At 65.6% G+C, this 25,642-nt stretch carries 22 protein-coding genes; 15 read left to right on the top strand and 7 right to left on the bottom strand.

Features of this window, described 5'->3' with window-relative positions; translation table 11 throughout:
- The first annotated feature begins 224 nt into the window (after window positions 1-224).
- The 3 genes from AC3DEZ_RS08345 to AC3DEZ_RS08335 all read left to right on the top strand — a co-directional run bounded on the left by AC3DEZ_RS08345 (window position 225) and on the right by AC3DEZ_RS08335 (window position 3,138).
- The gene (locus tag AC3DEZ_RS08345; RefSeq protein ID WP_488387788.1) at window positions 225-995 is read left to right on the top strand and encodes a hypothetical protein; all 771 of its coding nucleotides are present in this window, start codon (window positions 225-227) and stop codon (window positions 993-995) included.
- A gap of 92 nt (window positions 996-1,087) precedes the next feature.
- A complete protein-coding gene (locus AC3DEZ_RS08340) occupies window positions 1,088-2,542 on the top strand; it encodes a serine hydrolase domain-containing protein (protein WP_488387787.1) in 1,455 nt (484 codons plus the stop codon).
- Between the two features lie 182 nt (window positions 2,543-2,724).
- On the top strand, window positions 2,725-3,138 hold the full coding sequence (locus tag AC3DEZ_RS08335; protein WP_488387786.1) for a hypothetical protein: 414 nt from the start codon (window positions 2,725-2,727) through the stop codon (window positions 3,136-3,138).
- A gap of 12 nt (window positions 3,139-3,150) precedes the next feature.
- Here AC3DEZ_RS08335 and AC3DEZ_RS08330 read toward each other — a convergent pair whose 3' ends face one another.
- Entirely contained in the window at window positions 3,151-4,050 is a 900-nt protein-coding gene (locus tag AC3DEZ_RS08330; RefSeq protein WP_488387785.1) for an AraC family transcriptional regulator, read from the bottom strand.
- A gap of 94 nt (window positions 4,051-4,144) precedes the next feature.
- Between AC3DEZ_RS08330 and AC3DEZ_RS08325 the strand changes: the two genes are divergently transcribed.
- Window positions 4,145-4,906, top strand: coding sequence for an SDR family oxidoreductase (locus tag AC3DEZ_RS08325; RefSeq protein ID WP_488387784.1), 762 nt, complete (start codon window positions 4,145-4,147; stop codon window positions 4,904-4,906).
- Between the two features lie 176 nt (window positions 4,907-5,082).
- The gene (locus AC3DEZ_RS08320) at window positions 5,083-6,504 is read left to right on the top strand and encodes a GGDEF domain-containing protein (protein WP_488387783.1); all 1,422 of its coding nucleotides are present in this window, start codon (window positions 5,083-5,085) and stop codon (window positions 6,502-6,504) included.
- Between the two features lie 26 nt (window positions 6,505-6,530).
- Here AC3DEZ_RS08320 and AC3DEZ_RS08315 read toward each other — a convergent pair whose 3' ends face one another.
- A complete protein-coding gene (locus AC3DEZ_RS08315; RefSeq protein WP_488387782.1) occupies window positions 6,531-7,160 on the bottom strand; it encodes a LysE/ArgO family amino acid transporter in 630 nt (209 codons plus the stop codon).
- Window positions 7,161-7,264: 104 nt separating this feature from the next.
- Between AC3DEZ_RS08315 and AC3DEZ_RS08310 the strand changes: the two genes are divergently transcribed.
- Window positions 7,265-8,161, top strand: coding sequence for a LysR family transcriptional regulator ArgP (locus AC3DEZ_RS08310; protein ID WP_488387781.1), 897 nt, complete (start codon window positions 7,265-7,267; stop codon window positions 8,159-8,161).
- Window positions 8,162-8,220: 59 nt separating this feature from the next.
- Here the strand turns inward: AC3DEZ_RS08310 and AC3DEZ_RS08305 are convergent, their stop codons facing one another.
- On the bottom strand, window positions 8,221-9,264 hold the full coding sequence (locus AC3DEZ_RS08305; protein WP_488387780.1) for a hypothetical protein: 1,044 nt from the start codon (window positions 9,262-9,264) through the stop codon (window positions 8,221-8,223).
- Between the two features lie 162 nt (window positions 9,265-9,426).
- Between AC3DEZ_RS08305 and AC3DEZ_RS08300 the strand changes: the two genes are divergently transcribed.
- Together AC3DEZ_RS08300 and AC3DEZ_RS08295 are read left to right on the top strand one after the other, a co-directional pair.
- Window positions 9,427-10,047, top strand: coding sequence for a glutathione S-transferase family protein (locus AC3DEZ_RS08300; protein ID WP_488387779.1), 621 nt, complete (start codon window positions 9,427-9,429; stop codon window positions 10,045-10,047).
- 162 nt (window positions 10,048-10,209) lie between these two features.
- Window positions 10,210-10,722, top strand: a complete 513-nt coding sequence (locus tag AC3DEZ_RS08295) for a hypothetical protein (RefSeq protein WP_488387778.1) — start codon at window positions 10,210-10,212, stop codon at window positions 10,720-10,722.
- Here the strand turns inward: AC3DEZ_RS08295 and AC3DEZ_RS08290 are convergent.
- From AC3DEZ_RS08290 to AC3DEZ_RS08275, 4 genes are all read right to left on the bottom strand, one after another.
- The gene (locus tag AC3DEZ_RS08290; RefSeq protein WP_488387777.1) at window positions 10,688-11,893 is read right to left on the bottom strand and encodes an acyltransferase family protein; all 1,206 of its coding nucleotides are present in this window, start codon (window positions 11,891-11,893) and stop codon (window positions 10,688-10,690) included. The genes AC3DEZ_RS08295 and AC3DEZ_RS08290 overlap by 35 nt on opposite strands.
- Before the next feature lie 260 nt (window positions 11,894-12,153).
- Entirely contained in the window at window positions 12,154-13,050 is an 897-nt protein-coding gene (locus AC3DEZ_RS08285; RefSeq protein ID WP_488387776.1) for a LysR family transcriptional regulator, read from the bottom strand.
- Between the two features lie 83 nt (window positions 13,051-13,133).
- Window positions 13,134-13,823: a cysteine hydrolase family protein gene (locus AC3DEZ_RS08280; RefSeq protein WP_488387775.1), complete on the bottom strand. Its 690-nt coding sequence runs from the start codon at window positions 13,821-13,823 to the stop codon at window positions 13,134-13,136.
- Between the two features lie 17 nt (window positions 13,824-13,840).
- Window positions 13,841-14,071: a hypothetical protein gene (locus AC3DEZ_RS08275; RefSeq protein ID WP_488387774.1), complete on the bottom strand. Its 231-nt coding sequence runs from the start codon at window positions 14,069-14,071 to the stop codon at window positions 13,841-13,843.
- On the opposite strand from AC3DEZ_RS08275, the gene AC3DEZ_RS08270 reads away from it, so the two are divergent.
- The 7 genes from AC3DEZ_RS08270 to AC3DEZ_RS08240 all read left to right on the top strand — a co-directional run bounded on the left by AC3DEZ_RS08270 (window position 14,070) and on the right by AC3DEZ_RS08240 (window position 25,608).
- Window positions 14,070-14,393 carry a hypothetical protein gene (locus AC3DEZ_RS08270; RefSeq protein ID WP_488387773.1) on the top strand — a complete coding sequence of 108 codons (324 nt, stop codon included), beginning with the start codon at window positions 14,070-14,072 and terminating at the stop codon, window positions 14,391-14,393. The two genes, AC3DEZ_RS08275 and AC3DEZ_RS08270, sit on opposite strands and share 2 nt — an antisense overlap.
- Window positions 14,390-15,208: an aminoglycoside adenylyltransferase family protein gene (locus AC3DEZ_RS08265; RefSeq protein WP_488387772.1), complete on the top strand. Its 819-nt coding sequence runs from the start codon at window positions 14,390-14,392 to the stop codon at window positions 15,206-15,208. The genes AC3DEZ_RS08270 and AC3DEZ_RS08265 overlap by 4 nt, the downstream gene beginning before the upstream one ends.
- Window positions 15,209-15,418: 210 nt before the next feature.
- The gene (locus AC3DEZ_RS08260) at window positions 15,419-18,562 is read left to right on the top strand and encodes an FG-GAP-like repeat-containing protein (RefSeq protein WP_488387771.1); all 3,144 of its coding nucleotides are present in this window, start codon (window positions 15,419-15,421) and stop codon (window positions 18,560-18,562) included.
- Window positions 18,563-18,637: 75 nt separating this feature from the next.
- On the top strand, window positions 18,638-22,792 hold the full coding sequence (locus AC3DEZ_RS08255) for an RHS repeat-associated core domain-containing protein (protein WP_488387770.1): 4,155 nt from the start codon (window positions 18,638-18,640) through the stop codon (window positions 22,790-22,792).
- 319 nt (window positions 22,793-23,111) lie between these two features.
- Window positions 23,112-24,506: an RHS repeat-associated core domain-containing protein gene (locus AC3DEZ_RS08250; protein ID WP_488387769.1), complete on the top strand. Its 1,395-nt coding sequence runs from the start codon at window positions 23,112-23,114 to the stop codon at window positions 24,504-24,506.
- Window positions 24,507-24,511: 5 nt separating this feature from the next.
- Window positions 24,512-25,003, top strand: coding sequence for a hypothetical protein (locus AC3DEZ_RS08245; RefSeq protein ID WP_488387768.1), 492 nt, complete (start codon window positions 24,512-24,514; stop codon window positions 25,001-25,003).
- Window positions 24,991-25,608, top strand: coding sequence for a hypothetical protein (locus AC3DEZ_RS08240; protein WP_488387767.1), 618 nt, complete (start codon window positions 24,991-24,993; stop codon window positions 25,606-25,608). Before AC3DEZ_RS08245 ends, AC3DEZ_RS08240 begins: the two co-directional genes overlap by 13 nt.
- Window positions 25,609-25,642: the final 34 nt, after the last annotated feature.

The raw sequence follows: 25,642 nt of genomic DNA, 5'->3' as shown, positions 1-25,642 counted from the left end.
CTTTCTCCCAGTTCCCGCGGCCCGGAAGCCTTGCGGTGACGACATGTCAGCCGATGTCAGGACATGTCATTGGCCGATTCTGACAGATGGCCCCAGGCTTTTCCGGACCGCGCCGCGGGCATCCGGCCGGGAAAGGCGTCATTCCCGCCCGATCCCGGATCCGACATGGATCCGGGGGCGGTCCGCGGTCGCTGTCGTCTTCCACATTCCTCTGGAGCCTGTTCATGCGTTTACCCGTCCGCGTCGCGTGGTGCGTCTTTCTCGCCTGTGCCGGAATGGCCGGTCCGGCCCGCGCGGAGCGGACCGACGTGGAGGTCCGCGTGCTGGCGCGGGGCGCCAAATTCCTCGGTGGCTACACCGCGCCGGTGCGGGTGGTCCTGAGCGATGCCGACACCGGCGAGATCCTGGTCCGGGGCCAGACATCGGGCACCACCGGCGACACCCGGATCATCATGGCCGCAGGAGCGGACCCGGGCGCCAAACGATCCAGCGCCGATTCGGCGCTGTTCCGGACCACCCTCGATCTGGATCGCCCGCGCCGGGTCACCGCGAGCGTGACCGGACCGCTCAGCCAGCCGCAGGCCATCACGACCGCCACCAGCACCCAATGGATCCTGCCGGGCCGCCACCTCGCCACGGGCGACGGCTGGTTGCTGGAGCTGCCGGGCCTGATCGTCGATCTGGCCAGCCCGGTCGCCTATCAGTGGATCAGGACCGGCGCGACAGTGCCGGTGCGCGTGGGCGTCACGCTGCTGTGCGGTTGCGCGATTTCCGCCCAGGGACCTTGGCGCGTGGACGAAACCGACGTCGAACTCCATGTGACGGTGGAGGGTGGCGCCCCGCGCCGCTACCCGCTCCGGTTCGATCCGGGCAGCGGCTTGTTCGGCGCGGACATTCCCGTCGAACAGGCGGGGCTGCATGAACTGGAGGTGCGCGCCTGGATGGAGGCGAGCAACAATGCGGGCGTGGCGCGCACCGCGTTCTTCGTCCAATGACCGCGGTGCTTGAACGGAGGGATGACAACCGCATCCGGCGTGCCCTCGGAGCGAGGCGGGATATCGCGGCACCCGGCAACAGGGGAAACGGAATGACGTACAGGGGGGTGATGACGGTACTGGTCGTGCTGGCGGTCCTGTTGCCGAATGCCGTCTTCGCGCGTGACGGCGATGCGTTGTCCCGTGCGCTGGAACGACAAATGGCGCTCAACCGCGAACGCCATGGCATCGCCGGCCAGGCAATGCTGGTCGCGCGTGACGGCAAGGTGGTGTTCCGGGGCGTGGATGGCGAGGCGAACGTGGACACGCGCCGGCTTGTCGCGAGCGACGACGTCTTCCCCGCGTATTCGCTGGCCAAGCTGTTCACCAGCACCCTGATCATGCAACTGGTCGAGCAGGGGCGGGTGGATCTGGACACCCCCGCGAGCGCCTACCTGCCCGGGCTGCCGGCGGCCTGGCGGACGATCGCGGTGCGCGACTTCCTCGATCACACCTCCGGCGTACCGGAGTACTTCGACAACCGGAACGGTGCGGGCGCGGCGGCGGACACGGTGTTCGCTCCGGATCTGGCGGATGTGTTCACCTTGCTGGCGGACAGGCCGATGCAGTTCGCTCCCGGCACCGACACGCGCTACACGCAGACCAACTATCTGGTGCTGGCCGCGCTGCTGGAAGCCCGCTACGGGATGCCGTATCCGCGGATCGCCGAAAAACGCATCCTGCGCAGACTCGGCATGCGCCACACCTGGCTGGGACCGGCCGGATTGCCCCGACGCGGCGTGGTGACCAGCTACATCGGCAAGGCGGGGCGCCTGCAGGAAGAGAAGGATCTCGCCTGGCCGGCCTACGCCTACGGTCACGCCGGCCTGTATCTGACGCTGGATGATCTGGGCCGGTTCCTGCGGGCGATGAGCTCGGGTGAACTGGTGGGCAAGGCAACGCTGCGTCGTCTCTGGCAGCCACGCACGCTGCCCGGCGGAAAGCGCGCCTGGTTCGCCGCCGGCTGGGAATACGGCGAGAGCGACGGATACCGCCAGGTCGGCCATGACGGCGGCACGCGTGTCCGCGTCCGCATCGTGTTCAAGGATTCGCTGGACGAAGACGTCCATGCCTTCGCCTATCTGACCAATGGCAGCGTCCGGAATGCCTGGTCGCGCATGCTGATGGACAGCGCGATGGGAGCGGCGGCGCCGGATAGGTTTCCGGCGGAAGCGTTGTCGGAAACGCTGGTGGCGTACGCGCTGCAGGCACCCGCCGAAGGCGACGTGCAGGCCATGGCCCGCTCGATTCGCGCGGGCAGCGTGCGTGATGCCGCCGAACGGGAGCGGATCGTCAACAACGCCGGTTACGCCGTGCGCGAGAACCTGGGAGTGGATGCGGCATTGCGCGTGTTCGAACTGAACACCGTCCTGTTCCCCGCGTCGGCCAACGTCTGGGACAGCCTGGCGGAAGCCCGCGCGGCCAAGGGAGACGTGGACAAGGCCAACGCGCTGCGTGACAAGGCGCGGCAACTCGCGGCACCGGCGGCCGAGCGGCCGCTGCGATAGCAGGGAGCAGGGCGACGGACGTCTTCAGGCGCGCATGACGAACCCGAGCGTTCCGCGCTGCCGGGTGCGGGAGCGCATCCGGCGTCGGAGTGGTACGTTCACTCCATTTCTTCGGACAATCATCGAACCGTCGTCGTCGGGAGATGGGCGTGACCATGGGGAGACACAGGTTGAAATCAGCCATGTTGACGCTGACCGCCGCACTCGTTCTTGCGGGCTGCGGCTGGAACGGTTCCGGATCGCCCGATCCTTACGCACTGTTGCCGGGAAAATGGGGCTGGGAGGGATCCGATGACTGCAAGGTCGCTCCCGAGGTCATCAGTTTCAGTGGAGACAGGAAGCACATGTACATCGCGCTTTCGCCCGTCAGGGAAGACGGAGGCCGCGAACCCAGGAGGCTGGCCGAGTACCGGATCCTGCGGGAAACCCCGGCGGGGCTCGAAATGTCGTTGACGGGGGAAACGCGTACCAATGATGCCGGTCAGCCGGTGACCTGGACTCTCGTTCTGATGAGTCAGGAAAAATACTGCTGGCAGCGCAGTGACTGGGGAGCCGGCTGCACGAGGCCGCTGCAGCGTTGCGCGATCAAGGGGTGAACGGACGCCGCGCTATTCACTCGCGCGCGCATACCGTCCCGGCGACATGCCCACGTAGCGGCTGAAGGCCGCACTGAACGCGCTGAGGGAACCGTAGCCCACGCGCTCGGCGGCCTCGCCGACGCTGGCGTCCTGGTGGCGCAGCAGATCCCGCGCCAGGGCCATGCGCCAGGACAGCAGGTATTCCATCGGCGCCACGCCGACGTGGCGGGTGAAGCGATCGAAGAAGGCCGAGCGCGACAGCGCGGCCAGCTTCGCCAGTTGCGCGACGGTCCAGCCGTGCGCGGGACGCGCGTGCATTTCTCGCAGGGTGGGAGCCAGGCGCGCGTCGGCCAGCCCGCGCAGCAGGCCGGGAGGATTGTCGTCGCCCGCCGACGCGCGCAGTGTCTCCACCAGCAGCAGATCGATCAGGTGCGCCAGCACGATGCCGCGGCCGGGTTGGTCCGCGTCGGCCTCCTCGCCCAGCAACCGCACCAGCATCGACAGACGTGTCTGGCCGCGCACGTGTACCAGCGCCGGCAGCAGGGAAGCGAGCAGGGCCGGGTCGTGGGTATCGAACTGGAACCAGCCGCCGAGCAGGCGCACGTCCGGCGGACCATCGGGGTCTCCGTGGCGGATGTCGGTGGTGCCGGCGGCCGCGGCATGCGGATCGATCCGGGTGGGCAGGTGGGTGTTGCCATTGCCCAGGGTGAAGCCGGGCGTCGCCGGCAACAGCACGAAGTCACCGGCCCGCAACGCGACCGGCGCCAGGCCATCGACGGTCAGCAGGCAGTCGCCTTCCAGCACCACGCAGAAGCTCGGCTCGCCGAACTCGGTATAGCGGACCGCCCAGGTGCCGGCGCCGCTGATGCCCTTGGAGAACACCGTGCGGGGCCGGAGGAGGTGGACGATGTCGGACAGCGGGTCGCTCATGGCGGATGATGGCTAAACAAATTAGGACTATATCGCATGGATAGTCCTGTTTTCGACGCCTATCGTGGTTCCTCCTTTCCCTGGAGTCACCCGCATGAAGACCGTCCTGATCACCGGCTGTTCCTCCGGCTATGGCCTGGAGACCGCCCGCCATTTCCATGCGCGGGGCTGGCGCGTGATCGCCACCATGCGTGCCCCGCGGCCGGATCTGTTGCCGTCGGATGAGCGCATGAGCGTATTGCCGCTGGATGTCACCCGGCCGGAGAGCGTCGTGGCCGCGCTGCGCGCCAGCGGTCCGATCGACGTGCTGGTCAACAACGCCGGCATCGGCCTGTTCGGCGCTTTCGAAGCCACGCCGATGCGAACGGTGCGGGAGATCTTCGAGACCAACACCTTCGGGGTAATGGCGATGGTCCAGGCGGTGATCCCGCAGTTCCGCGAACGCGGCGCGGGGATCATCGTCAACGTCACCTCGAGCGTGACGCTCGCTCCGATGCCGCTGGTCGCGGCCTATGCCGCCAGCAAGACGGCCGTCGAAGGATTCACCACGTCGCTGGCGCATGAAATGGAAGCGGTGGGCGTGACGGTGAAGCTGGTCGAACCGGGCTACGCGCCCACCACCCGATTCGCCGTCAATGGCGAAGAGCGGATGCGCGGCCTGATCCCCGAGGCCTACGCCGATTTCGCCAACCGGATTTTCGCCGCGCTGTCCGCGGGCGGCGACTTCACCCGCGAGACGGACGTGGCGCAGGCTGTCTGGCAGGCGGCGAATGATGCGACCGGTACCCTGCGATTCCCCGCCGGCGCGGATGCGGTTGCGCTGGCGTTGGCGGGTTCCAGGCAACCAGCGGGCTGAGCCGGGCAGAAAGCATCGTGCCCGCCGGGCCCGGCAAGCGGCATCGAACAGCCGCGGCATGGCCCGGATCGCGGGAACGGTGACCGCCGTCGAACATCTCCTCTTGACCGCAAGCGGTGTGTGGATCAATTTCTCTGCTGGACGCCCCAAGGGAAACAGGGGACTCCCGCACCGACATGGCCTATCTGTCCGCGCTGCTGTTCCTGGCGGCTCACGCCTGCGCCATCGGGATCTCCGGCGGCGCGCCGTTGGCGTCCTATCCGTTCCTGGTGCTTGCGACGCTGATGGCGGCGGTGAGCTGCGCATGGCGCGCGCGCCGCGCGCCGCGTCCCGAGCGGGAATGGGATCTCGCCGCGCTGGCGATGCTGCTGTGGGCCGGCGGCATGCTGGCGGCGGCCTGGCAGGCATGGACCGGCAGCCCACTGGCCGGCGCCGCCAGCCTGCTGTTGTACGTGCTGTACGGTGTGCCGCTGACCTTCGCGATCGCCAGCGCGGGCAACGAAGCATGGCCGCTGCGGCTCATCGACGCGGTGCTGGCGATCGGGCTGGGCGCGCTGTACGCGGGGCATACGCTCTCTTTGGCGATGGACCAGACCGTGGGCGGGCAGAATTTCCTGGATCTTCGCCTGACCCTGGATCTGGAAAACCTGTTCATCGCCACTTTCGCACTGGCACGCCTGGCGATCAGCACCACCAGCCGCGCACGCGATTATTTCCGCGCACTGTCCTGCTTCGCGGTCGCTTACCTGCTGGTGGCGGCCATCACCAACCACTTCTTCGCCGACATCGATTTCGGCGGCTACACGGATCTGATCATCGGCATCCCGTTCCTGTGGCTGGCCATCCTGGGCCGACAGGCGCCCTCCGCGCCCTCCCTCCGCGCATATCCGCCGCGCCGCAACCATCTGGTGCGGGCCGGCAGCCACCTGTTCCTGCCGTTGACCCTGCTGCCGATCTCCGCGCTGGTGGTCGGCACCCGGCCGCTGCTGGGCGCGCTCGGCTTCGTGCTGGCCACGCTGGGCGCGGCGATCCGCGGCGTGATGCTGCAGATCCGGACCTACGAGGAGCGGGATCAGCTCGACGTGCTCGCCCGCATCGACGGACTGACCCGCATTCCCAACCGCCGTCATTTCGAGGAATCGATGGATCGGGAATGGCGCCGTTGCATGCGTTCCGGGGATTCGCTGGCGTTGCTGATGATCGACATCGACCACTTCAAGCAGCTCAACGACACCTACGGGCATCCGGAAGGCGATCGCATCCTGCAGGCCGTGGCCCGCGCGCTGGCGGCATGCGCGCATCGTTCGTCGGATACGGTGGCCCGCTATGGCGGCGAGGAGTTCGCCGCGCTGCTGCCTTCCATCGGCCGCGGCGGCGCACTGAATGTCGCCGAGGCGATGCGAAACGCGGTCGAGGAACTCGCGCTGCCATCGCCCCACGCCGGGGATCGGGTCACGATCAGCATCGGCGTGGCCTTCATCGCCGCCGTTGAGGGCGGCCATCCTTCCGATCTGCTCGCCAACGCGGACGAGGCGCTGTACCGGGCGAAGGCGGAGGGACGCAACCGTGTCCGGGACGCGGCTTCGGCGGTGTCCTGATCGCGACGCGGACCTCGACGGGCGGATCAAGCGCCCGGCGACGTGAGCGGTTTCAGCAACAGCAACACGCACAAGCTCCCCATGAAGACCGCCATCAGCGCATCCAGCACGCGCCAGGCGCGCGGATCGCGGAACATCGGGAGCAACAGCCGCGCCCCGTAACCGAGGCTGGAGAACCACGCCATGCTGGCGAGGCAGGCACCCGCCGCGAATGCGACGCGCGCGGACCCCGCATAGCGGGTGGACAGGCTGCCCAGCAGCACCATGGTGTCCAGGTAGACGTGCGGGTTGAGGAAGGTGAAGGCCAGGCAGGCCAGCAGCACGCGTCGCCCATCGGCGTCTCCGGTGCCCGTGGGTGCCAGCGCGCCGCCGCCCCGCCAGGCGCGACGGGCCGCCATCAGCCCGTAGGCGGCCAGGAAGGCCGCGCCGCCGTAACGCAGCGCCTCCAGCAATGAAGGCCATTGCCGCACCAGCGCGCCGATGCCGGCCACGCCGCAGGCGATCAGCGCGATGTCGCCGAGCATGCAGGTCAGCACCACCCTGCCGACGTACCGGCGCTGCAGCCCCTGGCGCAGGACGAACGCGTTCTGCGCGCCGATGGCGATGATGAGGCCGGCGCCGGCGATGAATCCGGCGGAAGCGGCGGCAGGAAGCATGGGGTCATCCGGAGACGGGGCAGCGCAGCCTGCCGCTCCGGACCACATAAGGCCAGCTGATTTTGCTTTAGGCTGTGAAGCAAATCTAATCCGGGGTTCCCGCCGTGGATCTCATCCACCCGCAACTGGCCGCGTTCGCCGCGGTGCTGGAGGAAGGCAGTTTCGAAGCCGCCGCCCGCCGTCTGTCCATCACCCCGTCGGCGGTGTCGCAACGGATCAAGTCACTGGAGGATCGCCTGGGCCAGGTGATCGTCGTGCGCCAGGCGCCGTGCCGGCCCACGCCCGCCGGCGAGAAACTGCTGCGACGCGTGCGGCCGATGCAGGCGCTGGAAGCCGAGGCGCTGGCGGATTTCCTGCCGGAGGCGGCGACGTCGCCGGCCAGCCGCTCGATCGCCATCGCCGTCAACGACGATTCGCTGGAAACCTGGTTCATCGCCGCGCTGGCATACCTGCATGAGCGCCACGGCTACCTGTTCGACGTGCGCGTGGACGATCAGGATCACACCCTGGAACTGCTGCGCGACGGCACCGTGCTGGGCGCGGTGACCGCCGAGGCGCGCGCGCTGCAGGGTTGCAACGTCCATCCACTGGGCACCATGCGCTACTGCGCAATCGCCTCGCCGGCCTTCGCCGCGCGTCATTTTCCCTCCGGCGTGGATGCCGCTTCGCTCGCGCGGGCGCCGATGGTGGTCTACAACCGCAAGGACGAACTGCAGGCGCGCTTCGTCCGCCGCATCACCCGCGCGCGCATCGCGCCGCCCACCCACTACCTGCCCACGTCCACCGGCTTCGTGGATGCCGCCACGCTTGGCCTGGGCTGGTGCCTGGCGCCGGAATCCATGGTGGCGCCCGCGTTGAAGGCGAAGACGATCGTCAACATCGATCCATCCCGCTGGATCGACGTGCCGCTGCACTGGCAGCACGCGGCGGTGCGCTCCAGCACGCTCCGGCAGATCAGCGATGCGTTGCGCGAGGCGGCGGCGGGTGTGCTGCGTACCTGAAAAGACGATGGACTGAGGCGGAAAATCCGCGACGTGGCAAGCCGGCCGCCGTGATCGGCCTAGAGCACATGACCGGTCGCCGCGGTCCAGTACTGGATGACCTGACGGCTGGTTCTGGCCGGCGCTGAATCCGCCGGCCCACCGAGCAGCGATTCAGCCAATGCGCCCGATTCGACCGCACGCAGGAATGCGGAGATTTCGGTCGCGAGGGGAATGAGTGCGGCGGATCTGGCGTGCGCGGCCAAACCGACGCGCTCGCCCATCCCGCGCAACCGATCCGCCGCCGAATCCGCATGAGCGCCGAGATCCTCCACCACGGAAGTGTTGGTCCGCAGGGTGAGATCCGCCCAGCCCAAAGCCGTGGACGCGGCAAGCTCCTGTCTGGCGAGTTGCTGGCCTTGACGACGGGCGAGCAAGCGGTCGCGAAGTCGGGCCGCCGCGCGAACCATCGAGCCGCCGTCCGAGCTTCCCGCATCGAGCGCCCGGGAGATCTGCCGAAGCAGTTCCTCGAACAGCGGCACGAAATCGGCGTTGTGCTGCTCCGCCTTTTCGTAGGCTGCGGGACTGTTGTCTTCCGCGCCAAACGCCAACTCCATGCCGAACAATCGCCAGTAGGCATTCCGGCGACCCGCCTCCGGGTCGCGCGCGGGCGGGCGCGAGGAAGGCCAATGCGCCATCGGCATCACTTCGCCGTCCAGGATCACCTCCGAGGCATCCAGCCAGCGCTGTGTCGCCGGGCTCGGCACGCCCAGCGATTCACCGCTGCGGTACAGGCGCACGACGCGCTGGAGAATCTGCACGACACGCGTGTTTTCCAGCATGAAAGCATAGGCGAGGTGATTCCAGGCCGGGCCGGCCTCCGGTTCAAAGCCTGCGAACGCGCCCGTCGTCCATCGGGTGCGCCGCGCCGGACCCGCGGGTCGTGGCTCCGGCTTCCAGGGATCGAACGCGTCCCAGACCTGCTCCATGTGCAGCACCAAATCGAGCGGGTCGGATGCCAGGATGACCGCATCGAGTGCGTCGCTCCCGGCGGTGGCGATGGACGCGCCCGGCGCGCTTGCGGCGTCTCCCGCGGCAATGCGCTCGACAAGCTGGATGAACATGGCCGGCCACTCCGGTGGGATGAACCCATCGTAGACCCGTGAGCGGGCGAAGCGCCAACGCGCGGCGCGATGCGGATCGGGGTGTCGATATACTTTCATCGAATTCCGGATGCGGCTTCCATCCGGCGAGCCATCGCCACCGCTTCCGCCAGGAGACAACGCATGCTGAAGATCTGGGGCCGCATCAATTCCTCCAATGTCCGCAAGGTGTTGTGGGCCGCGCGGGAACTGGGGCTGGCCTGTGAATCCATCAACGCCGGCGGCGCATTCGGTGTGGTGGACAGCCCGGAATACCGGCGGAAGAATCCGAATGGCCGGGTGCCGATGATCGAGGATGGCGATTTCGTCCTCTGGGAATCCAACGCCATCGTCCGCTACCTGATGGCGCGCTACGGCGCCGATGGCCTGTACGCCGCCGAGCCGATGGCGCGGGCGAGCGCGGACAAGTGGATGGACTGGACGACCTCCACCTTCGCCGGGCCGTTCCGCACCGTGTTCTGGGGTGTGCTGCGCACCCCGCCCGAACAGCAGGACCGGGACGCCATCCATGCCGCCATCCGCGACATCGACGAACTGCTGCGGATTCCGGAACAGGCGTTGGCCGAACAGCCGTACCTTTCCGGCGAGAACTTCGGCATGGGCGACATTCCACTGGGCAGCTTCATCTATGCATGGTTCGAGATGCCCATCGAGCGCGCGCCGGCGCCGCACCTGTCCGCCTGGTACGCGCGCCTCAGGACGCGCCCGGCCTATCAGTCCGCCGTCATGACCGCGCTGACCTGATGCGCGGGTGAAGAAAGACACTCCGTACGCCGGGCCTGGGGTGGCACGCAGTGGGCCATCCCGGACGTTGGCGGGCAGGCGGGTGCGACCCTGTTCGCGGAGGCGGCATCCCGGAAGAGAGAAGTGCCGGCCCCCTTTCACTGGACACCGGAGATTGCCCGCATGCGCCGCTGGATGCTGTTGTCGCTGATGACCATCACTCCCTTTCCGGGGTCCGCCGCCATCCCCGCTTCCGGTCAGGCGGAATCTGCGCCACATGGGAGCGCGGAGACGGAGCAGATCCTGTCGTTCCTGCTCACCTGCACCGCCGATGATTTCCGGAAATCCGATCCGGGAACTTCCGTGCGGGTCCGGGACGTTCGTCTGGCCCGCGTGCCGACCACGACGGGAAAGTCTCCCCAATACGAGCCGTGTGGAGAGTTCATCGCCGGTACGGAGCAGCATGAATGGGCCAAGTTCGCCACGGTGAAGACGTCCGGTTACGAGCAGTGGACCGGCGCGGCGGCGACCGGGCTCTGTGGACGCGAGGACATCGCGTGGGAAGAGGTTCCCGGCCTGACCGAATCGCTCCGGCGGAAACTGGACGCGCATTGTACCGGCGCGCGCGTTCCGGCGATCGCGCGCATGCGTCTTTCATCCGTCAGGACCAGCGGCGGGGATGCCGGCGCCCGTTGATCCAGCCACCCAGCCAGGTCGTGCGGACGAACAGCCCGTAACTGCCCAGCAGCAAGGCCAGGGCGACCAGCAGGACGGCGATGAATTTCAAACCGGCCGGGCCGGGCACGCGCACGATCAGCACCTGCAGGACCATCACCACCGGGATGTGCGCCAGATAGATCCAGTAGGACGCATCGGCCAGGTAGCGGCGGAATGGATGCGCGTTGGCGAATGCCCGCAGCGCCGCGCCGGTGAGGCCGAAGGTCCAGCTCCACGCGCCCAGCGCGTAGAGCGTCGCGTACAGCCAGGTGCGCGACTCGCGCGCGGCGGGTACCAGCACCACCTGGCCTCCCAGCAGCGCCAGACAGATCAGCGTGCATGCCACAGCGACGACGAGCTGCATCCGCCAATGCCGCGCCAGTCCGGGCAGCAGGTCGCGCCCGCGGTGCAGCCACCAGCCGAACAGGAACGCGCTGCCGAAGGCGACGCACGCCGCCAGCGAGGGATACAGCGATTGGTCCGGGGTGGGAACGCCGAAGAACGCATACCACTTCGCCGTGCTCGCCAATGCGATCGCCAGCGGCAGGGCCAGCAGTGGCGGTCCGGCGCGGGACGCCAGCACGCGCGTGACGGCGTCGCCCCATCGCAGCAACGCCGGCGAAAACGGCAGGCGGCCGATGATGGCGCGTAACGCCAGCAGCGCCGCGTAGCAGAGCGTCAGCGCGTACAGGAACCACAGGTGGGTCAGCGGAAACGTCTCCGGAGTGAGCGGCGGCGGAGGTGGCGACGGCGGCAGGGTGCCGCCGTTGTCCAGCATCGCGCCCAGCGCCAGCGCCGACACGATGCCGGTCATCACCAGCGGCCAGCCGGCCAGCAGGACCAGGGTGATGCGCTTGCCGCGATCGCGGATGAAGCCACCCGTTCCCAGCCGTTCGCAGGCCAGCCGGCCGAAGAAGCCGGCCAGCAGGAAGAACAGCACCATCCGGAACATGTGCGGAATGTAGAAGCCCAGGCCGATCCAGGCGGAAGGATCCGGATCGTGGGTGACCCAGAACGCCTTTGCGCCCGGCATGAAGGCGATGCTGGCGTGGACCACGAGCCCGAGCAGCAGCGCGAATCCGCGCAATGCGTCCAGCCCATGCAGGCGGTCGTTGCCGGAGAGGGAGGCGGGAAGTGAGGGGCTGGACATGCGAGGTTCCTTTTTTGGGCACGCGCGTCCCCGGCCCGCCGTTGATGGGCGGGAGCGCGTGTGGAAACAGGGAATGACGCGGCACGGTCGCCGCGCGGCGGATCAGCGGTCCGGCGGGTGGATGGCGGATGGCATGGCGGGAGCTCCGGGCGACGGTCGAACCGTGATTCGCGGCGGAGCCGGAAAAATCACGGCGATGCCGGCAAGCGCGCGCAGGCGGCCGGCGAGGAATGCCGATACGACAACGCGGCTGGCGCTGCCTAGGCCTTCGCGGCCTCGGCGTAATGCGCCCGCATGAACCCGGTGAAGGCGCGCACCTTCGCCGTCAGTTGGCGCGCATGCGGATACAGGGCGAAATAGTGGCGGTGGCCGGCGTGGTATTGCGGCAGCACGCGGAGCAGGCGGCCGGCGGCGAGATCGGCCTGGACAGTCAGGAAGGTCAGCGCGGCGATGCCCTGGCCGGCCAGGGTGGCCGCATGCAGCGAGAGGATCGAATCCACCCGCAGCCTGTCGCCGGTGGAGACGGACGTTTTCTTCCCGTCCGGCGACACCAGCGTCAACGCCGCGCCGTCACCGGCGTAGGCCAGCAGGCCATGTCCCGCGAGATCGTCGGGCGTGCGTGGCAGGCCATGCCGGGCGATGTAGGCCGGCGCGGCGACCAGTACGCGTTCGGAGACCGCCAGTTCCCGTGCCGCGAGGGTGCTGTCGGCGAGCGGGCCGGAGATCCGGATCGCCATGTCGAATCCGCCCTTGATCAGATCCACCGGGCGATCGTCGCAGGACAGATCCAGGCGGATGCCCGGATGGCGTTGCACGAAACCGGGCAGCCATTGCCCCAGTTCCAGCGCCCCGATCGCGTGCGGAAGACTGACCCGCAGCAGGCCCGACGGCGAGCCTGCATCGCCTTTCACACGTTGCCGCGCGATATCCAGCCGATCGAGGATGTCGACGCAATCCAGGTAGTACCGGGCGCCGGCCTCGGTGGGCGTGAGGCCGCGGCTGTTGCGGTTGAGCAGGCGGGCGCCCAGTTCGCGTTCCAGTTGGCCAATCTGGCGGGACAACGAGGTGTGGGTCGTGCCCAGGCGTTCGGCGGCGCGGGTGAAGCTGCCGGCTTCCACGATGTTCCGGTATGCGCGCATGGCCGAGGCATGATCCATTTTCCACTCCGGTGATGGCATCCGCGGACCTGCGGATGCCGGGTTGGGCCGGGAGCGTATCACCGCACCGGTCAACGCATCGATCACCGCACCGGCAGGGCGAGGATCTGATCGGTGGTCATCACGTCGCCGAAGGTGTCCTCGATTTCCGCCAGCGCCGACGCGTGCAGTTGCTGATGGTCGACACGACCGCCATCGCGCAGATCGAGGTCGCGGGTGGCGGTGGCATCGGCGGACACGACGACGCGATATCCGCGGACGGAGGCATCGCGCGCCGCGCCGGCCACGCAGGCGTGGGTCTGCAGGCCGGCGATGATGAGGGTGTCGGCGCCCGCCTCCTTCAGGATCTTCTCCATCGTCCCGGCGGAGTTTCCGGCGAACACGCTGACCGCATCCTTGCGGACGACGGCTTCGCCGGCATCCGGTTGCATGGCCTCATGGAATCCGACCGTCGCGCCGCCTTCGGCGAACAGCGGCGCCCCGGTCGGCAGGACGTGCTGGACGTGGATGACGCGGATGCCGTGCCGTCCGGCGAAGTCACGCAGGCGGCGGGTCTGCCGGAGCGCGGCCTGTCCGTCCGGAATGACCATGCGGCCACCGGGGAAGTACTCGTTCTGGAAGTCGATGACCAGCAGGACGGTCCTGTCCGCGCGCAATTCGGCGACGAGCGCGGCGCCAGCCATGCTGCGGATGGTAGGCGCGGGTTGCGCGGCGACATCGCCGAGTCCGGCGATGCCGAACGCGGCGAGGCCCAGCAGGGAAGTGATTCGCATGGAACTGACCTCGGTTGTCATGGGGCGGCCATGGTGCGGCGCCCGTCACGCATCGGGTAGCCGAGATGGCGCACAGCAGCGGTGCGGTTCGCGCACAGCCGACGTGCCGCTGGGATGCCCGGATGATAGGGTTTCCCGTCAGGCGCGAAATGCGCGGTGAATCGGGGAGGCGGACGTATGAAGCACGGAATGATGATCGGCGCGATGATCGGGATCGCATCCGCAATCGCGACGTTCCAGATATCCATGTACGCGCTGGCCTACGCCGCCGCGATCGCGATGCCGCATGGCTTTCCCACGGGGATATGGGATGTCTTCGTGTTGTTTGGACCGGGGGCGTGGTTGGTCGCGCTGGTGATCCATGGAATCGCGCTTCGGATGGTCTCCGTGCACATCCCGGTGGCGCTGCTGGCCTTTGTCGCGACCTGTGTCGTCGCGCTGGCGGTCATCGGCAGCCTGCATGCCGGCGGCAAGACCCTGCTCGCCTGGACGCTGGGCGCCGGGCTGGCCTCATGGTGGGTGGCGCGTGGCAGGCGACGGAAGCCGGGCCAGGCGGTGCAGGGCACGTGAATCCTTCGCATGCACGCCTTGCCATCGATGTGCCCCGCCAGGCCCGCGATGCCAGCGGCGCATTGCAGGAAGGATTGGGGGACCATCTCCTCGCCCTCTATCTCTACGGCTCCTTCGTCGAAGGCGGCCTGCGCGCGCAGAGCGATATCGATCTGCTCGCGGTGGTGCGGCGGCCGTTGACGCCCGCCGAACGCGCCGCCCTGATGCGGAGCCTGCTGGCGTTCTCCGCATATCCGGCGAGAAATGGATTGCGTCCGCTGGAAGTGACCTGCCTGGTCCTGTCCGACATCCAGCCCTGGCGGCACCCGGCCCGCCGCGAATTGCAGTTCGGCGAATGGCTGCGACCGGAACTGGAAGCGGGGACGGTGCCGCCGCCGGAACCGGATCCCGACATCGCCCTGCTGATCGCGCAGGCGCGCGCCAAGGGGATCGCGCTGCACGGGCCCGCCGCCGCCGAACTCTTACCCGAGATTCCACGCGAGGACATCCGCGCAGCCATCCTCGCGATGATGCCGGAGGTGGCGCGCAACTGGCGCGGAGAGGAGAAGCACGCGCTGCTCACCCTGGCGCGCATGTGGGTGACATTGCGAACCGGTGAATTCGCCGCCAAGGACGTCGCGGCCGCGCGTGCGCTGGCGGAAGTGCCCGGTGAACATCATGCCGTCCTCCTGCACGCCGTTGCGGTCTATCGCGGCGAGTACGAAGAGGATTGGAGCGGGTGGCCGGCGGAGGTGGAAGCATGCGCCCGTTGGTTCGTACAGGCGGTCAACGTGTTGACGCAAGGCGATTCCCCACGCTTGCCGAGCCCACGGTAGAACGGCGCACACCAACTGAAACTTGCGGGGAGAGAGGCTGCGAGATTGACGGTCACTGTCCGCCGTTCAAGCAAATGTCAGTTGTAATCACAATTACACGGGTGTAAAAGAGCGACCAGATGCCAAGGGATGGCGAGGCATCATGGGTTCTGTCGTCCGCGTGGAGATGCGACGTACCGTCAGCTCTTTTTTGCAGCGACTGACACGTTTATGGACAAGCGCGCCGGGATGCGTGTGGCGCGTGGAACAGGGGATTCCGTCGTGCCTACCGAGAGCTCCGCAACGTCGCCAAAACTGGCGGGTTTCCTGCTGGCCGTGGTCATCGGCGTGCTGTTTGCGCCGCTGGCGCTGCGCCTGGCCGATGTGGTCGCACAATCGACTGGAGGCGGCTCCCAGCCCGGCGTCGTGGTTTATGCCGACCCCATATCGGATGCCGTCTCGGCCACCGCCGCCGAGTTCCGCGTGGACGAATCGGGAGCGGCTACCTACACCATTCCCCTGTACGCGGTGCCGGGTACCGCCGGAGTGGAGCCGCGACTGAGTCTGTCCTACTCCAGCCAGGCCGGCCACGGCCCGCTGGGCAAGGGCTGGTCCATTGACGGACTGTCCTCCATCACCCGTTGCCGAGCGACGCGCGAAGCCGGCGACTTCCTGGGAGCGGCCACACCGGATGGCGAATTCCGGCCGGTCAACTTCTCTGCCTCCGATCGCTACTGCCTGGATGGACAGCGATTGGTGCCATCCCCGGTGGCATGTCCCGCAGCGGGAAGTCTGAGTGGTGTTGCGCTGGCGACCGAGATCGATTCGTTCCGCCGCATCTGCGCCTACACGGCCAACGCGGTACTGGGACCGGCCTTCTTCACGGTGGAAGGCAAGGATGGCTCCATCAGCTGGTATGGCGACCGCGACAACAATGGCAGCGCCAACCGCCCGGATGGCTATGTCGAAACCACTTCGCCGCTGCGCCCGGGCGCAGCGCTGTTCTGGGCGCAGACGCGTTTCCAGGACTCCACCGGCAACTACGTCGACTACGTTTATTCGGAGAACCCTGCTGGTGCCGGTACTGGCGAGCACCTCCTGGCCGAGGTGCGTTACACCGGCAAGACGGCACTGCCCGGTCAATCCGCAAGCCATTTGCCGTACGCCAAGTTGCAGTTCAACTACACCGCGCGGTCCGCCGCCGATTGGACACGCGCGTATGTCGCCGGTGGGGTGGTCACCGGCTCGCGCCGGTTGGACAGTATCACCAGTTGCGCCACCGCCGGCAGTTGCGCGAAGGAGCAGCAGGCACGCCATATCCTGCTGACCTATTCGGCGGCTCCGTCCGGCAGTGGCCTGGACACGTTGGTGGGCCTGCAGGAATGCCGTGACAACACCGCGGCGGTATGCAGCTCGCCGACGTCATTCCTGTGGAGCAGCGGCGCCCATCAGTTCGCCAGCTATGAGAAGCCGGCGAATCTTTCCTTGGCCACAGACCATTTCAAGCATTTCAAACTGGGTGACTTCAACGGCGACGGACGTCAGGACCTGGCGGTTCTCTATCTCGCGGGTCAGGGATGCTACGGCGGCAGTTGGATCATCAGCATGTTGGGAGCACTGGACAGCGCGGGACGCCCCACGTTCACCAACGCCACCTACAACTGCGTGCCGGTGGACATCACCGCCCGGGGGGAAGGGGCCTGGCACCTGCTGGACTACAACGGCGACGGGCGGGATGACCTGTTCGTGTCGAGCGCGGCGGGGCAGGGATGGCGCGTCCATCCTTCCAATGGAACGCACTTCGACATGACGGTGAATCTTATCGCCGGGCTGTCCCCCATCGTGCCTTCGGACAATACAGCGACCCAGCAGGCACAAGTGGCCGATTTCAACGGCGATGGGCTTGCCGATATCGTCTATCCGACCGCATCGGGCATGCGGGCCCGCTTGATGGAACGTCATGCGACGGGTTTCGTCTGGGGCGCGGAGAGGACCGTGCAGGTTGATCCCGCGGACTTGCAGGCAGCGTACACCTGTGCGCCGGGCGATACCTGCACCAGCACCGCAGCCAGCGCACCGAGTACGTTGGGGAGCTTTACCCAACTGGCGGACTTCAACGGTGACGCGGCGTCCGACCTGCTGATTCAGGTCACGACCCGGATACGGTTCGGGGAACCGATTTGCGATCCCTTGCTGGCGGCCCGCAGCTACCAGCACGCCATCCTGGACGAGGTTTCGAGCCGCACGGATGTCCGGGCGCGGCCACCGTGCGTGACGGGAGCGAGTTCCTACAATCTGACGGCATTCAGCGTGAAGTCGTTGACCGCGACCACGATCACGTTGGGGGCCTACGGCGTGGTCGCGTCCGGTACGATTTCTTCCCTCCAGCTTGCCGACTTCAATGGCGATGGGCTGACCGATTCGGTCTATCGCAGGATAGGGACCAACGCGTGGATGTACCGCATCAATACGGGTGCGGGCATGCAACATGACGTGGAACTACCCGTGCCGGGCGGACTCGAGGACTACGCGAAGTTTGTCGATGTGAATGGCGATGGCCGTTCCGATGCTCTGTACCTCGTCGATGTGGGCAACAAGATCTACTACTGGCGCCGGGCACTGCCCAACGGCGGGTTCGCTCCCGGCGCGCCGCTGCCCGGTGGCAATGCACGGCACTGCGATGGCAGCTGCAATCCGGCCCAGAGCGTGGCCTGGTTCTCCGACGCGGATGGTGATGGCAACCCCGACTTCCAGACGTTGAGTTTCTATGGCAGTACGGTCGCATTGTTCTTCTCGCGCGGCACGCAGGTGTTCCAGCCCCGCGACGTCATCACCCGGGTGACCAACGGCCTGGGCCTGGAAACCGACATCACCTACGCATCCCTGACCAATGCCGCCGTGTACCGGCGTGAGACCGGATCGCGCAATGGTCTGAACTGGGGACGCGGGTCGCCGGTGATGGACATGATCGCGCCCAGTTACGTGGTGGCACGGGTCGCCAGTACTTCGCCGGTGACGGGCAATCCCAACGCCAAGGCCTCGGTCATCTACCGGTACACGGGCGGGCGGATCCAGGGCGGAGGGCGCGGCTTCCTGGGTTTCAGCGCGGTCAGCACCGTGGACACCAACCATGCGGAAGGGCATGTCGTCACGACGACGCTGTATGCGCAGAACTTCCCGTATGTCGGCATGCCGACACGGACGGTGAAGGTAGCCGTCATCGGGCAGACCTACGCCGTCTCACCGTGCCTGACCGGAACCATCAGCAACAGTTGCTTCGCCGTGCCCGGGCAGGCATTTCCCGCCTTTGGCGGCAGCATGTTCTCCAACCAGCTCCACAGTTGGGAGGTCGCTCCCGCCACGCTGTCCGCGTAAAGCCCGCTCCATGTCCGTACGCAAGGCACGGAAGAAACGCTGCGGGATCCTTATACGGGAACCTACACCAGCCGCGTGGGGACGGCTTACAGCTATGGCGCGAACGGCAACGTCAGCCAGACAGTGGTGGATACCTACACCGGCAACAGCACACTGGTGTCCACGCTCATCACCAGCAACACCTATGCCGACAATGTCGCCAAGTGGCGGCTCGGGCGCCTGACCGCGAGTACCATCACCCACCGCAGGCCCGGCCAGACCGATGTCGTCCGCACCTCGGGCTTTGGTTATGCGATGAGCGGTGCGGTGACCGGTCTGTTGAACGAGGAGCGCAGCCAGCCCGGCGCAAGCGCCAACCTGGCTTCGACGAAAGCCTATTCGCTGGACGAATACGGCAATCGCGTCCAGTCCACGACCTGCGCCGCGCCGGGCACCAACTGTTCGACGGCCGGCTTCGTGTTCCATCCCGCGAGCATGGATGCGGTCAAGCGCTACTCGCGGATGGAATACGACGCCACCGGGCGTTTCCCGGTGGCGACCTACGAGCCGTTCTGGTCCGGCACGGGCGCCCAGGAGCTGCGCACCGCCTTCATCGCCGATCGCGACATCTTCGGTAATCCGGTCAACACGCTGGATGTCAACAACGTTCGCACCATGAAGATGGCCGGACTGCTGGGCCGCGACTACTTCACCTGGGTGCGTACCGCGCCCAACGCCAACCCCGGGCAAGGAGGGGCCAGCGCGACGACGACCTATCGCTGGTGCGGCTCAGGAGCCAACGCGGTCAACTGCCCCGACGGTGCCCGCTTCCGTCAGCAGATCGCGGCGACCGAGTCTCTCCGCCAGTGGACCTATTTCGACGCGATGGGCCACCCGCTGCTCAAGGCGGTGGAGAGTTTCAACGCCGGCGTGAGCGGACAGGACGTGTCCGCCGTCTGCACCCAATACGACGCCGTGGGCAGGCCGACGCGCGCCTCCAACCCGTTCTTCCTGCCAGGGGTCGCAGGCACCGCGGGGCCGGCTGGATTGGGAGCGGTCTGTGCATCCGGTGAACGCCTGTGGACGACGACCCGTTACGACATCCTGGGCCGGGTTACGAACGTGCAGACGCCGGATGGCAATCAGGTCACCACCACCTATGCGGGCCTGAGCACGACCACGCGCGACCAGCGCAACAATCCGACGACCCAGGTCCGCAATGGCAGGGGCGAACTGGTGAATACGGTTGATGCCAATGGCATGCAGACCGATTTCGCCTATACCGCGGATGGCAATCTGCGCACCGTCAGCCGTAATGCCGGCAACGGCGTGATCAGCAACAGCTTCGTCTACGACGTGTCGGGAAGAAAAATCCAGCAGAACGATCCGGATACCGGCACCACGCTGTTCCAGTACAACGCACTGGGTGAACTGATCGCGCAGACCGACAACGGCGGCTATCGCATCGAACATGAACTGGATGCGCGCGGTCGTGCTTGGCGCAAGACCAGTCGATTGCCCGGTGGCGCGGCGGAAACGGTGTCGACGCTTGACTTCGACAATGCGGTCAACGGTGCCGGGCAACTTGCCAGCGAAACCATCACCGGCACCTATGCCGCCTGGTCCGGACAAACCGGGACCGGGCTGGGTTACACGCGCCAGTACTTCTACGACACGTTGGGACGACCACAGGGCAGTCAGGCAACCGTGGATGGGCAGTGGTATTTCAGCCATCAGGAGTACGATCTGCTGGGCCGTCCCTGGAAATCGCAGGACGCCAGCGGGCTGTGGACAAAAAACCAATACGGTCCGCGCGGTCCCATCGCGATCTGCGCCAGCGACAGCACGGACGTCAACGTGGCCTGCGGCAGTGGTGCGGAAACCTACCAGCGCACCCTGGCCACCGATGCCTGGGGCAACGTGGTGCGCGAGCGCCGCGGTGGATTGGCGGCGATGGAGGTTGTGCGCCAGTACCACGCCCGGACAGGCCGTATCGCGGACATCTGCGCGGGAAATGCGGCCTGCAATCTCGTCAAGGAAGCCTACGCCTGGGATGCTGCCGGCAACCTGAGCACCCATCAGAAGGAAGGGCGCTATCTGGAAACCTTTTCCTACGATGGGCTGAATCGCCTGGTCGAGGGGAAACTGGCCTGGACCAACGGCGTGCCGGTCAACCAGACCACGCTGCTCAACGCCTACGACGGTCTGGGCAACATCTGCAGCAAGAATGGCATCGGCTATGCCTACCCCGGTGGTGATGGCTGCGTTGGCGCACTGGCGATGCCGGTGGCCGGGCAGATGCAGGCGGCGCGGGACCTCAGCCACTACTTGGTGCCGGTGGAGAAGCGGGTGTCGGCTCGTGCCTTTGCGCGGGCGCAGCCGTCGCCAGCACAGGGCATCGTGCCGCCGGAACGGGCCGAGACCCGCCGGATGGCCGCGCGACCGAAGACATTCCAGCGAGCTGCCCTGGCTGCACGTCCGAAGTTCGGCACCTCGCGGACGACCGCCGGCACGTCGCCGCTCGCCACCAACAGCATCGTCGCGCTGGGTGCCATCACCGGCAGCCCGCATGCGGTCAGCCAGACCGGGCAGGGCGCCGCCGCGGCGTTCTACACCTACGACGATCGCGGCAACCAGACCCTGCGCGATGCGCCGGGCACGGCCAACGACCGCACCGTGCGTTACAGCGCCGATGGCAAGGCTCATGAAATCCAGATGGGCGGCGGCCAGCGGGTGCGGTTCTGGTACGGTCCGGACGGGCAACGCTACAAGCGCGAGGAAGCGGGCACGGTCACCTTGTACCTGGGCGGGGTGGAACTGGTGATTCAGGGCGGGTTGACGACCGCCCGGCGCGTCATCGGCGGCATCGTGCAGCAGACGGTGGCGGGCGGCGCGGTGCAGGCGACGCGGTACCTGTTCCATGACCATCTGGGCAGCGTGGTGCGCATCGCCGATGCCAACGGGGCGCTGGCCGAGGGCCTGGACTTCACCGCCTTCGGCGAGCGGCGTGGCTACAGCGACCCCAACGGCGTCGGCGGCGCCTCACCCACGACGCCGCGCGGCTTCACCGGCCACGAGATGGTGGACGGCACCGGCGTCATCCACATGAACGGGCGCATCTACGACGCGGCCCTGGGCCGGTTCCTGCAACCGGACCCGCTGGTGCAGTCGCCGGACAACGCGCAGAGCTGGAACGCCTACACCTACGTGTTCAACAACCCGCTGGCGTACACGGACCCGACGGGGATGTTCACGTTCCGGCAACTGGTGGGCATCGCCATCGCGGTCATCGGCACGCTGGTGGCGCCGCAGTTCGGCAGCGTGTGGGCCAAGATTGGCTATGCGATGGCGATTGGTTTCGCCAGCGGCTACGTGGCGACGGGCACCTTCAAGGGCGGTGTCATCGGCGCGTTCTCGGCAGGCGTCACCGTGGGCATCGCCAACGCAGGCAACCTGGACCCTTGGCAGAAAGTGGGTTTGCAGGCCACGACCGGCGGGGTGGTGGAGAGTCTGAGCGGGGGCAGGTTCGGGCACGGGTTCGTGTCCGCGGGGGTGACCGCATCGGTGATGCCGCAGGTGGGTCATATCCGCAACGACACCGTGCGGACCACCGTGGGCGCGTTGGTGGGCGGTACGCTGTCCAGGGCCACGGGTGGGAAGTTCGCCAATGGGGCGGTGAGTGGGGCGATTCAGGGGGCGATGATGCGGACCTCTACTGGGGCCCGTACACCAAGCGACAGTAACGAGATGGGAGATGGATTCCTTGATGGAGTTAGTGAATGGACGCGAGGTATCTACAGGAAAATTGCATACCCAAGAGAACTGAATGATCCAGTGTTGCTAGAAGGAATGAGAGATGCGTGGGCTGATTCGCAGCCTACGAATCCATTTTCACGACATGAAGAAGGAGGGTACTGGGGGTATGAGGCAGATGGAAGTATTGGGGTTCGTCGGTGGGAGCGCGGGGACCTCACAAGCATCAGGCGACCTGCAATCGACCCAGGCGGGACGTACAAAGGATTGCGAGTAAGGGGGTCTTTTCATACTCATCCTACGCCTCGCGGTTACGATGCGCGGGGCAGATTGTGGTCTTCAAGACCAAGTTCGGCGGACTATTTTAATCTGGAGAACCGAGAGCTTGGAATAATGCCTGGATATAGTTATGTGATCGATAATGTAAACGTCATATCATACGGGCGAGCAAATAGCTTTTATATTATTGGGAGGCACGAGGATGTATTGGGTAAGTAGGGTTATTCTGTTTGTTTCTATATTGGGATTTTTTATTTTAACTGTGGCGGCGAATGATTGGCGGCGCGACATTTATGCTGAGCAAGCAGGGCTGTACTCGCTTGCTCTGACGTCTGCATATGAATCAATGCGACCAGACATTGATGTTAGAGGTAAGACGGTAGTCATAACGCCGGTTAAGAAGTATCTTGTTGTTTCATTTCTTGGGTCTCCTGAAAGAATGGGAGGGAGATTTCATGCCGTCTTCGACGTTGACAAGAAAAGGATAGTTCACGTATCAGTTGAAGACTAAAGATTGCACGATCACTTCTGGAGTGTAGTGGCGGAGAAATATGGGGTGCGTTCGGAGCGTGTCTCTATAGAAGTGCAACCGAGGCGTGATGCGGGCGATGAAATAGCCGGGCAAATTAGCGGTCTGGTGCTCATTGGGACGCTGGCCGAGGGCCTGGACTTCACCGCCTTCGGCGAGCGGCGTGGCTACAGCGACCCCAACGGCGTCGGCGGCGCCTCACCCACGACGCCGCGCGGCTTCACCGGCCACGAGATGGTGGACGGCACCGGCGTCATCCACATGAACGGGCGCATCTACGACGCGGCCCTGGGCCGGTTCCTGCAACCGGACCCGCTGGTGCAGTCGCCGGACAACGCGCAGAGCTGGAACGCCTACACCTACGTGTTCAACAACCCGCTGGCGTACACGGACCCGACGGGGATGTTCACGTTCCGGCAACTGGTGGGCATCGCCATCGCGGTCATCGGCACGCTGGTGGCACCGCAGTTCGGCAGCGTGTGGGCCAAGATTGGCTATGCGATGGCGATTGGTTTCGCCAGTGGCTACGTGGCGACGGGCACCTTCAAGGGCGGCGTGATTGGGGCGTTCTCGGCGGGCATCACCCTGGGCATCGCCAACGCGGGCGGTCTGGACGCCTGGCAGAAAGTGGGTTTGCAGGCCACGACCGGCGGGGTGGTGGAGAGTCTGAGCGGGGGCAGGTTCGGGCACGGGTTCGTGTCCGCGGGGGTGACCGCATCGGTGATGCCGCAGGTAGGCCATATCCGTAACGACACCGTGCGGACCACCGTGGGCGCGCTGGTGGGCGGTACGCTGTCCAAGGCCACGGGTGGGAAGTTTGCCAATGGGGCGGTGACTGGGGCTATTCAGGGGGCGATGGCCCGTGTTCAGACCCAAAGACAGTCTTCTCAGGCATACGGGACTGGTGATGGAACAGAGGGGGCGCCGGAAGAGATCGCAGTACTGCTAAAAGACCCAAAGACGCGACAGGAAGGGTTAAGGGCGATGGCGCGCTCGGTAGATCGAGGCTACATGGCGAATGATATCTACTATAAGGATCAATTTTACGTAAACAGTGATGGCGGGATTGAACCATATACTGGCGCGGTTACTCAGGGGCGAATTATCACCTTCTACAAGCCGGCGTTCTATTGGGACTATGATGCTCTCGTGAGCGACTTGGAGCACGAAGTCATTCACTGGCATCAGTATCGCCAGCGAGGCGGCGCAAAAACCCACGAGCAAATGCTTGAGCGAGAGCTTGCAGCGTACAAATTTCAAGTGGAATCGAACGCATTCAGACGAGCCCCTGTGGATTTTCAGCGAGGTACCATTCGATCGTTTCAACTGCATATTGACGCCTATCGGCAGGCGACAGAGCCGCCGCGCATTCGTATTTGCAGCGACATATCAAAGGAGTGTTGAAGGTGATGCCTCATTCCATACTAATTAAAAAAAACATAGTTCTTGCATTTGTTTTGGGTTGTCTCTTGGTGCCTGCGGCTAGGGCTCTAGCCGTCGATAGCGACATAAAACTCCAGATCAATTCGGATGGAAATTTTTTTGATGTCTATATAGCCAACTCTTCCGAAGATATTGTCTCCATCTATCCCCGGATTTCCTATTTGGGTGTAGAACGCAACATCAGTCTGTTCTTCTTTAAGGGAAAGGAACGATGCAGTGAGTGTGCACTAAAGTCGGATGCTTCAATGCCACTTTCCGTGCCGCCTGGAAAGGGGGCGATCTCGCTCGCGCCAAGTGAATTGATCGGTCGACGTTTCGAGGAGAGTGCCATTGCTTCGAGCTACTCGCTTAAGCCTGGTTGTTATGGTGTATATGCAACCTATCGTGAGAAGTACCCCCCCACCGGGGCCTTCGCAGGCGTGATTGTTTCGAACGCGGTTCGGATGTGCGTACCCTGACCAACTTCTTTCTTGGTCAGCGCGGGGCTTGTGCATGCCGTCACCTTGCGTTGTACATCCATGCTTTCGGTACTAGCGGACGAGAGGTGTCACCTCAACCGCACTCCGTATCGGCCGTCTTATTTGCGGCGCACACCCGGCGGCGGACCAACGCCACGCGCGCCGCGATCCTGCTAGCTGTGTTTTTTTGCTCATCTTGCACCATGCAGGATTCAAATGACGTTGGACAAGTTAGCCAAGATCCATATCGGCTGCTGCGCTGCTACGAGCATGGTTCTGCAGCGGGAAAATTTTGCCGGGCGTCGATGCTGCAGGTAGTTACATCGCGCGGATTATTTGATGGGCGACAGATAATCGTTCCAGGATTCATGGGGGATTTGGATGGCGATATCTATCTGTTCCCGAGCAGAGAATTCTATCTCAGTCGAGATTTGTCATCGTCGGTGAGGCTGTTGGGCAATCTGGAACCTTTGAAAGGCAAAGACCAGAGCAACATCATTGTGTTCGGTACGTTCTCACTGGATGCGCCTGACCCTTCCACTCTCATGAAGCCTGTGGGGGCCATCAATGTGCTAAGTGTCCGTGACGGCTACAACAAGCGCTGAACTGGGGGGTGAATCTCGAAGACCGACGGACTAT

The organism is Pseudoxanthomonas sp. 134C1, from assembly GCF_057773065.1.
This window is presented reverse-complemented; position numbering and strand designations above follow the sequence as displayed.

Coding starts and splice junctions, on each gene's coding strand:
- AC3DEZ_RS08280 (WP_488387775.1), bottom strand. CDS start 13,823: ATGCGAATCACTTCCCTGCTGGGCCTCGCCGCGTTCGGCATCGCCGGA.
- AC3DEZ_RS08320 (WP_488387783.1), top strand. CDS start 5,083: ATGGCCTATCTGTCCGCGCTGCTGTTCCTGGCGGCTCACGCCTGCGCC.
- AC3DEZ_RS08325 (WP_488387784.1), top strand. CDS start 4,145: ATGAAGACCGTCCTGATCACCGGCTGTTCCTCCGGCTATGGCCTGGAG.
- AC3DEZ_RS08315 (WP_488387782.1), bottom strand. CDS start 7,160: ATGCTTCCTGCCGCCGCTTCCGCCGGATTCATCGCCGGCGCCGGCCTC.
- AC3DEZ_RS08335 (WP_488387786.1), top strand. CDS start 2,725: ATGTTGACGCTGACCGCCGCACTCGTTCTTGCGGGCTGCGGCTGGAAC.
- AC3DEZ_RS08260 (WP_488387771.1), top strand. CDS start 15,419: ATGGACAAGCGCGCCGGGATGCGTGTGGCGCGTGGAACAGGGGATTCC.
- AC3DEZ_RS08330 (WP_488387785.1), bottom strand. CDS start 4,050: ATGAGCGACCCGCTGTCCGACATCGTCCACCTCCTCCGGCCCCGCACG.
- AC3DEZ_RS08285 (WP_488387776.1), bottom strand. CDS start 13,050: ATGGATCATGCCTCGGCCATGCGCGCATACCGGAACATCGTGGAAGCC.
- AC3DEZ_RS08290 (WP_488387777.1), bottom strand. CDS start 11,893: ATGTCCAGCCCCTCACTTCCCGCCTCCCTCTCCGGCAACGACCGCCTG.
- AC3DEZ_RS08340 (WP_488387787.1), top strand. CDS start 1,088: ATGACGTACAGGGGGGTGATGACGGTACTGGTCGTGCTGGCGGTCCTG.
- AC3DEZ_RS08300 (WP_488387779.1), top strand. CDS start 9,427: ATGCTGAAGATCTGGGGCCGCATCAATTCCTCCAATGTCCGCAAGGTG.
- AC3DEZ_RS08245 (WP_488387768.1), top strand. CDS start 24,512: ATGCCTCATTCCATACTAATTAAAAAAAACATAGTTCTTGCATTTGTT.
- AC3DEZ_RS08295 (WP_488387778.1), top strand. CDS start 10,210: ATGCGCCGCTGGATGCTGTTGTCGCTGATGACCATCACTCCCTTTCCG.
- AC3DEZ_RS08275 (WP_488387774.1), bottom strand. CDS start 14,071: ATGGATATCTGGAACGTCGCGATTGCGGATGCGATCCCGATCATCGCG.
- AC3DEZ_RS08305 (WP_488387780.1), bottom strand. CDS start 9,264: ATGTTCATCCAGCTTGTCGAGCGCATTGCCGCGGGAGACGCCGCAAGC.
- AC3DEZ_RS08270 (WP_488387773.1), top strand. CDS start 14,070: ATGTACGCGCTGGCCTACGCCGCCGCGATCGCGATGCCGCATGGCTTT.
- AC3DEZ_RS08345 (WP_488387788.1), top strand. CDS start 225: ATGCGTTTACCCGTCCGCGTCGCGTGGTGCGTCTTTCTCGCCTGTGCC.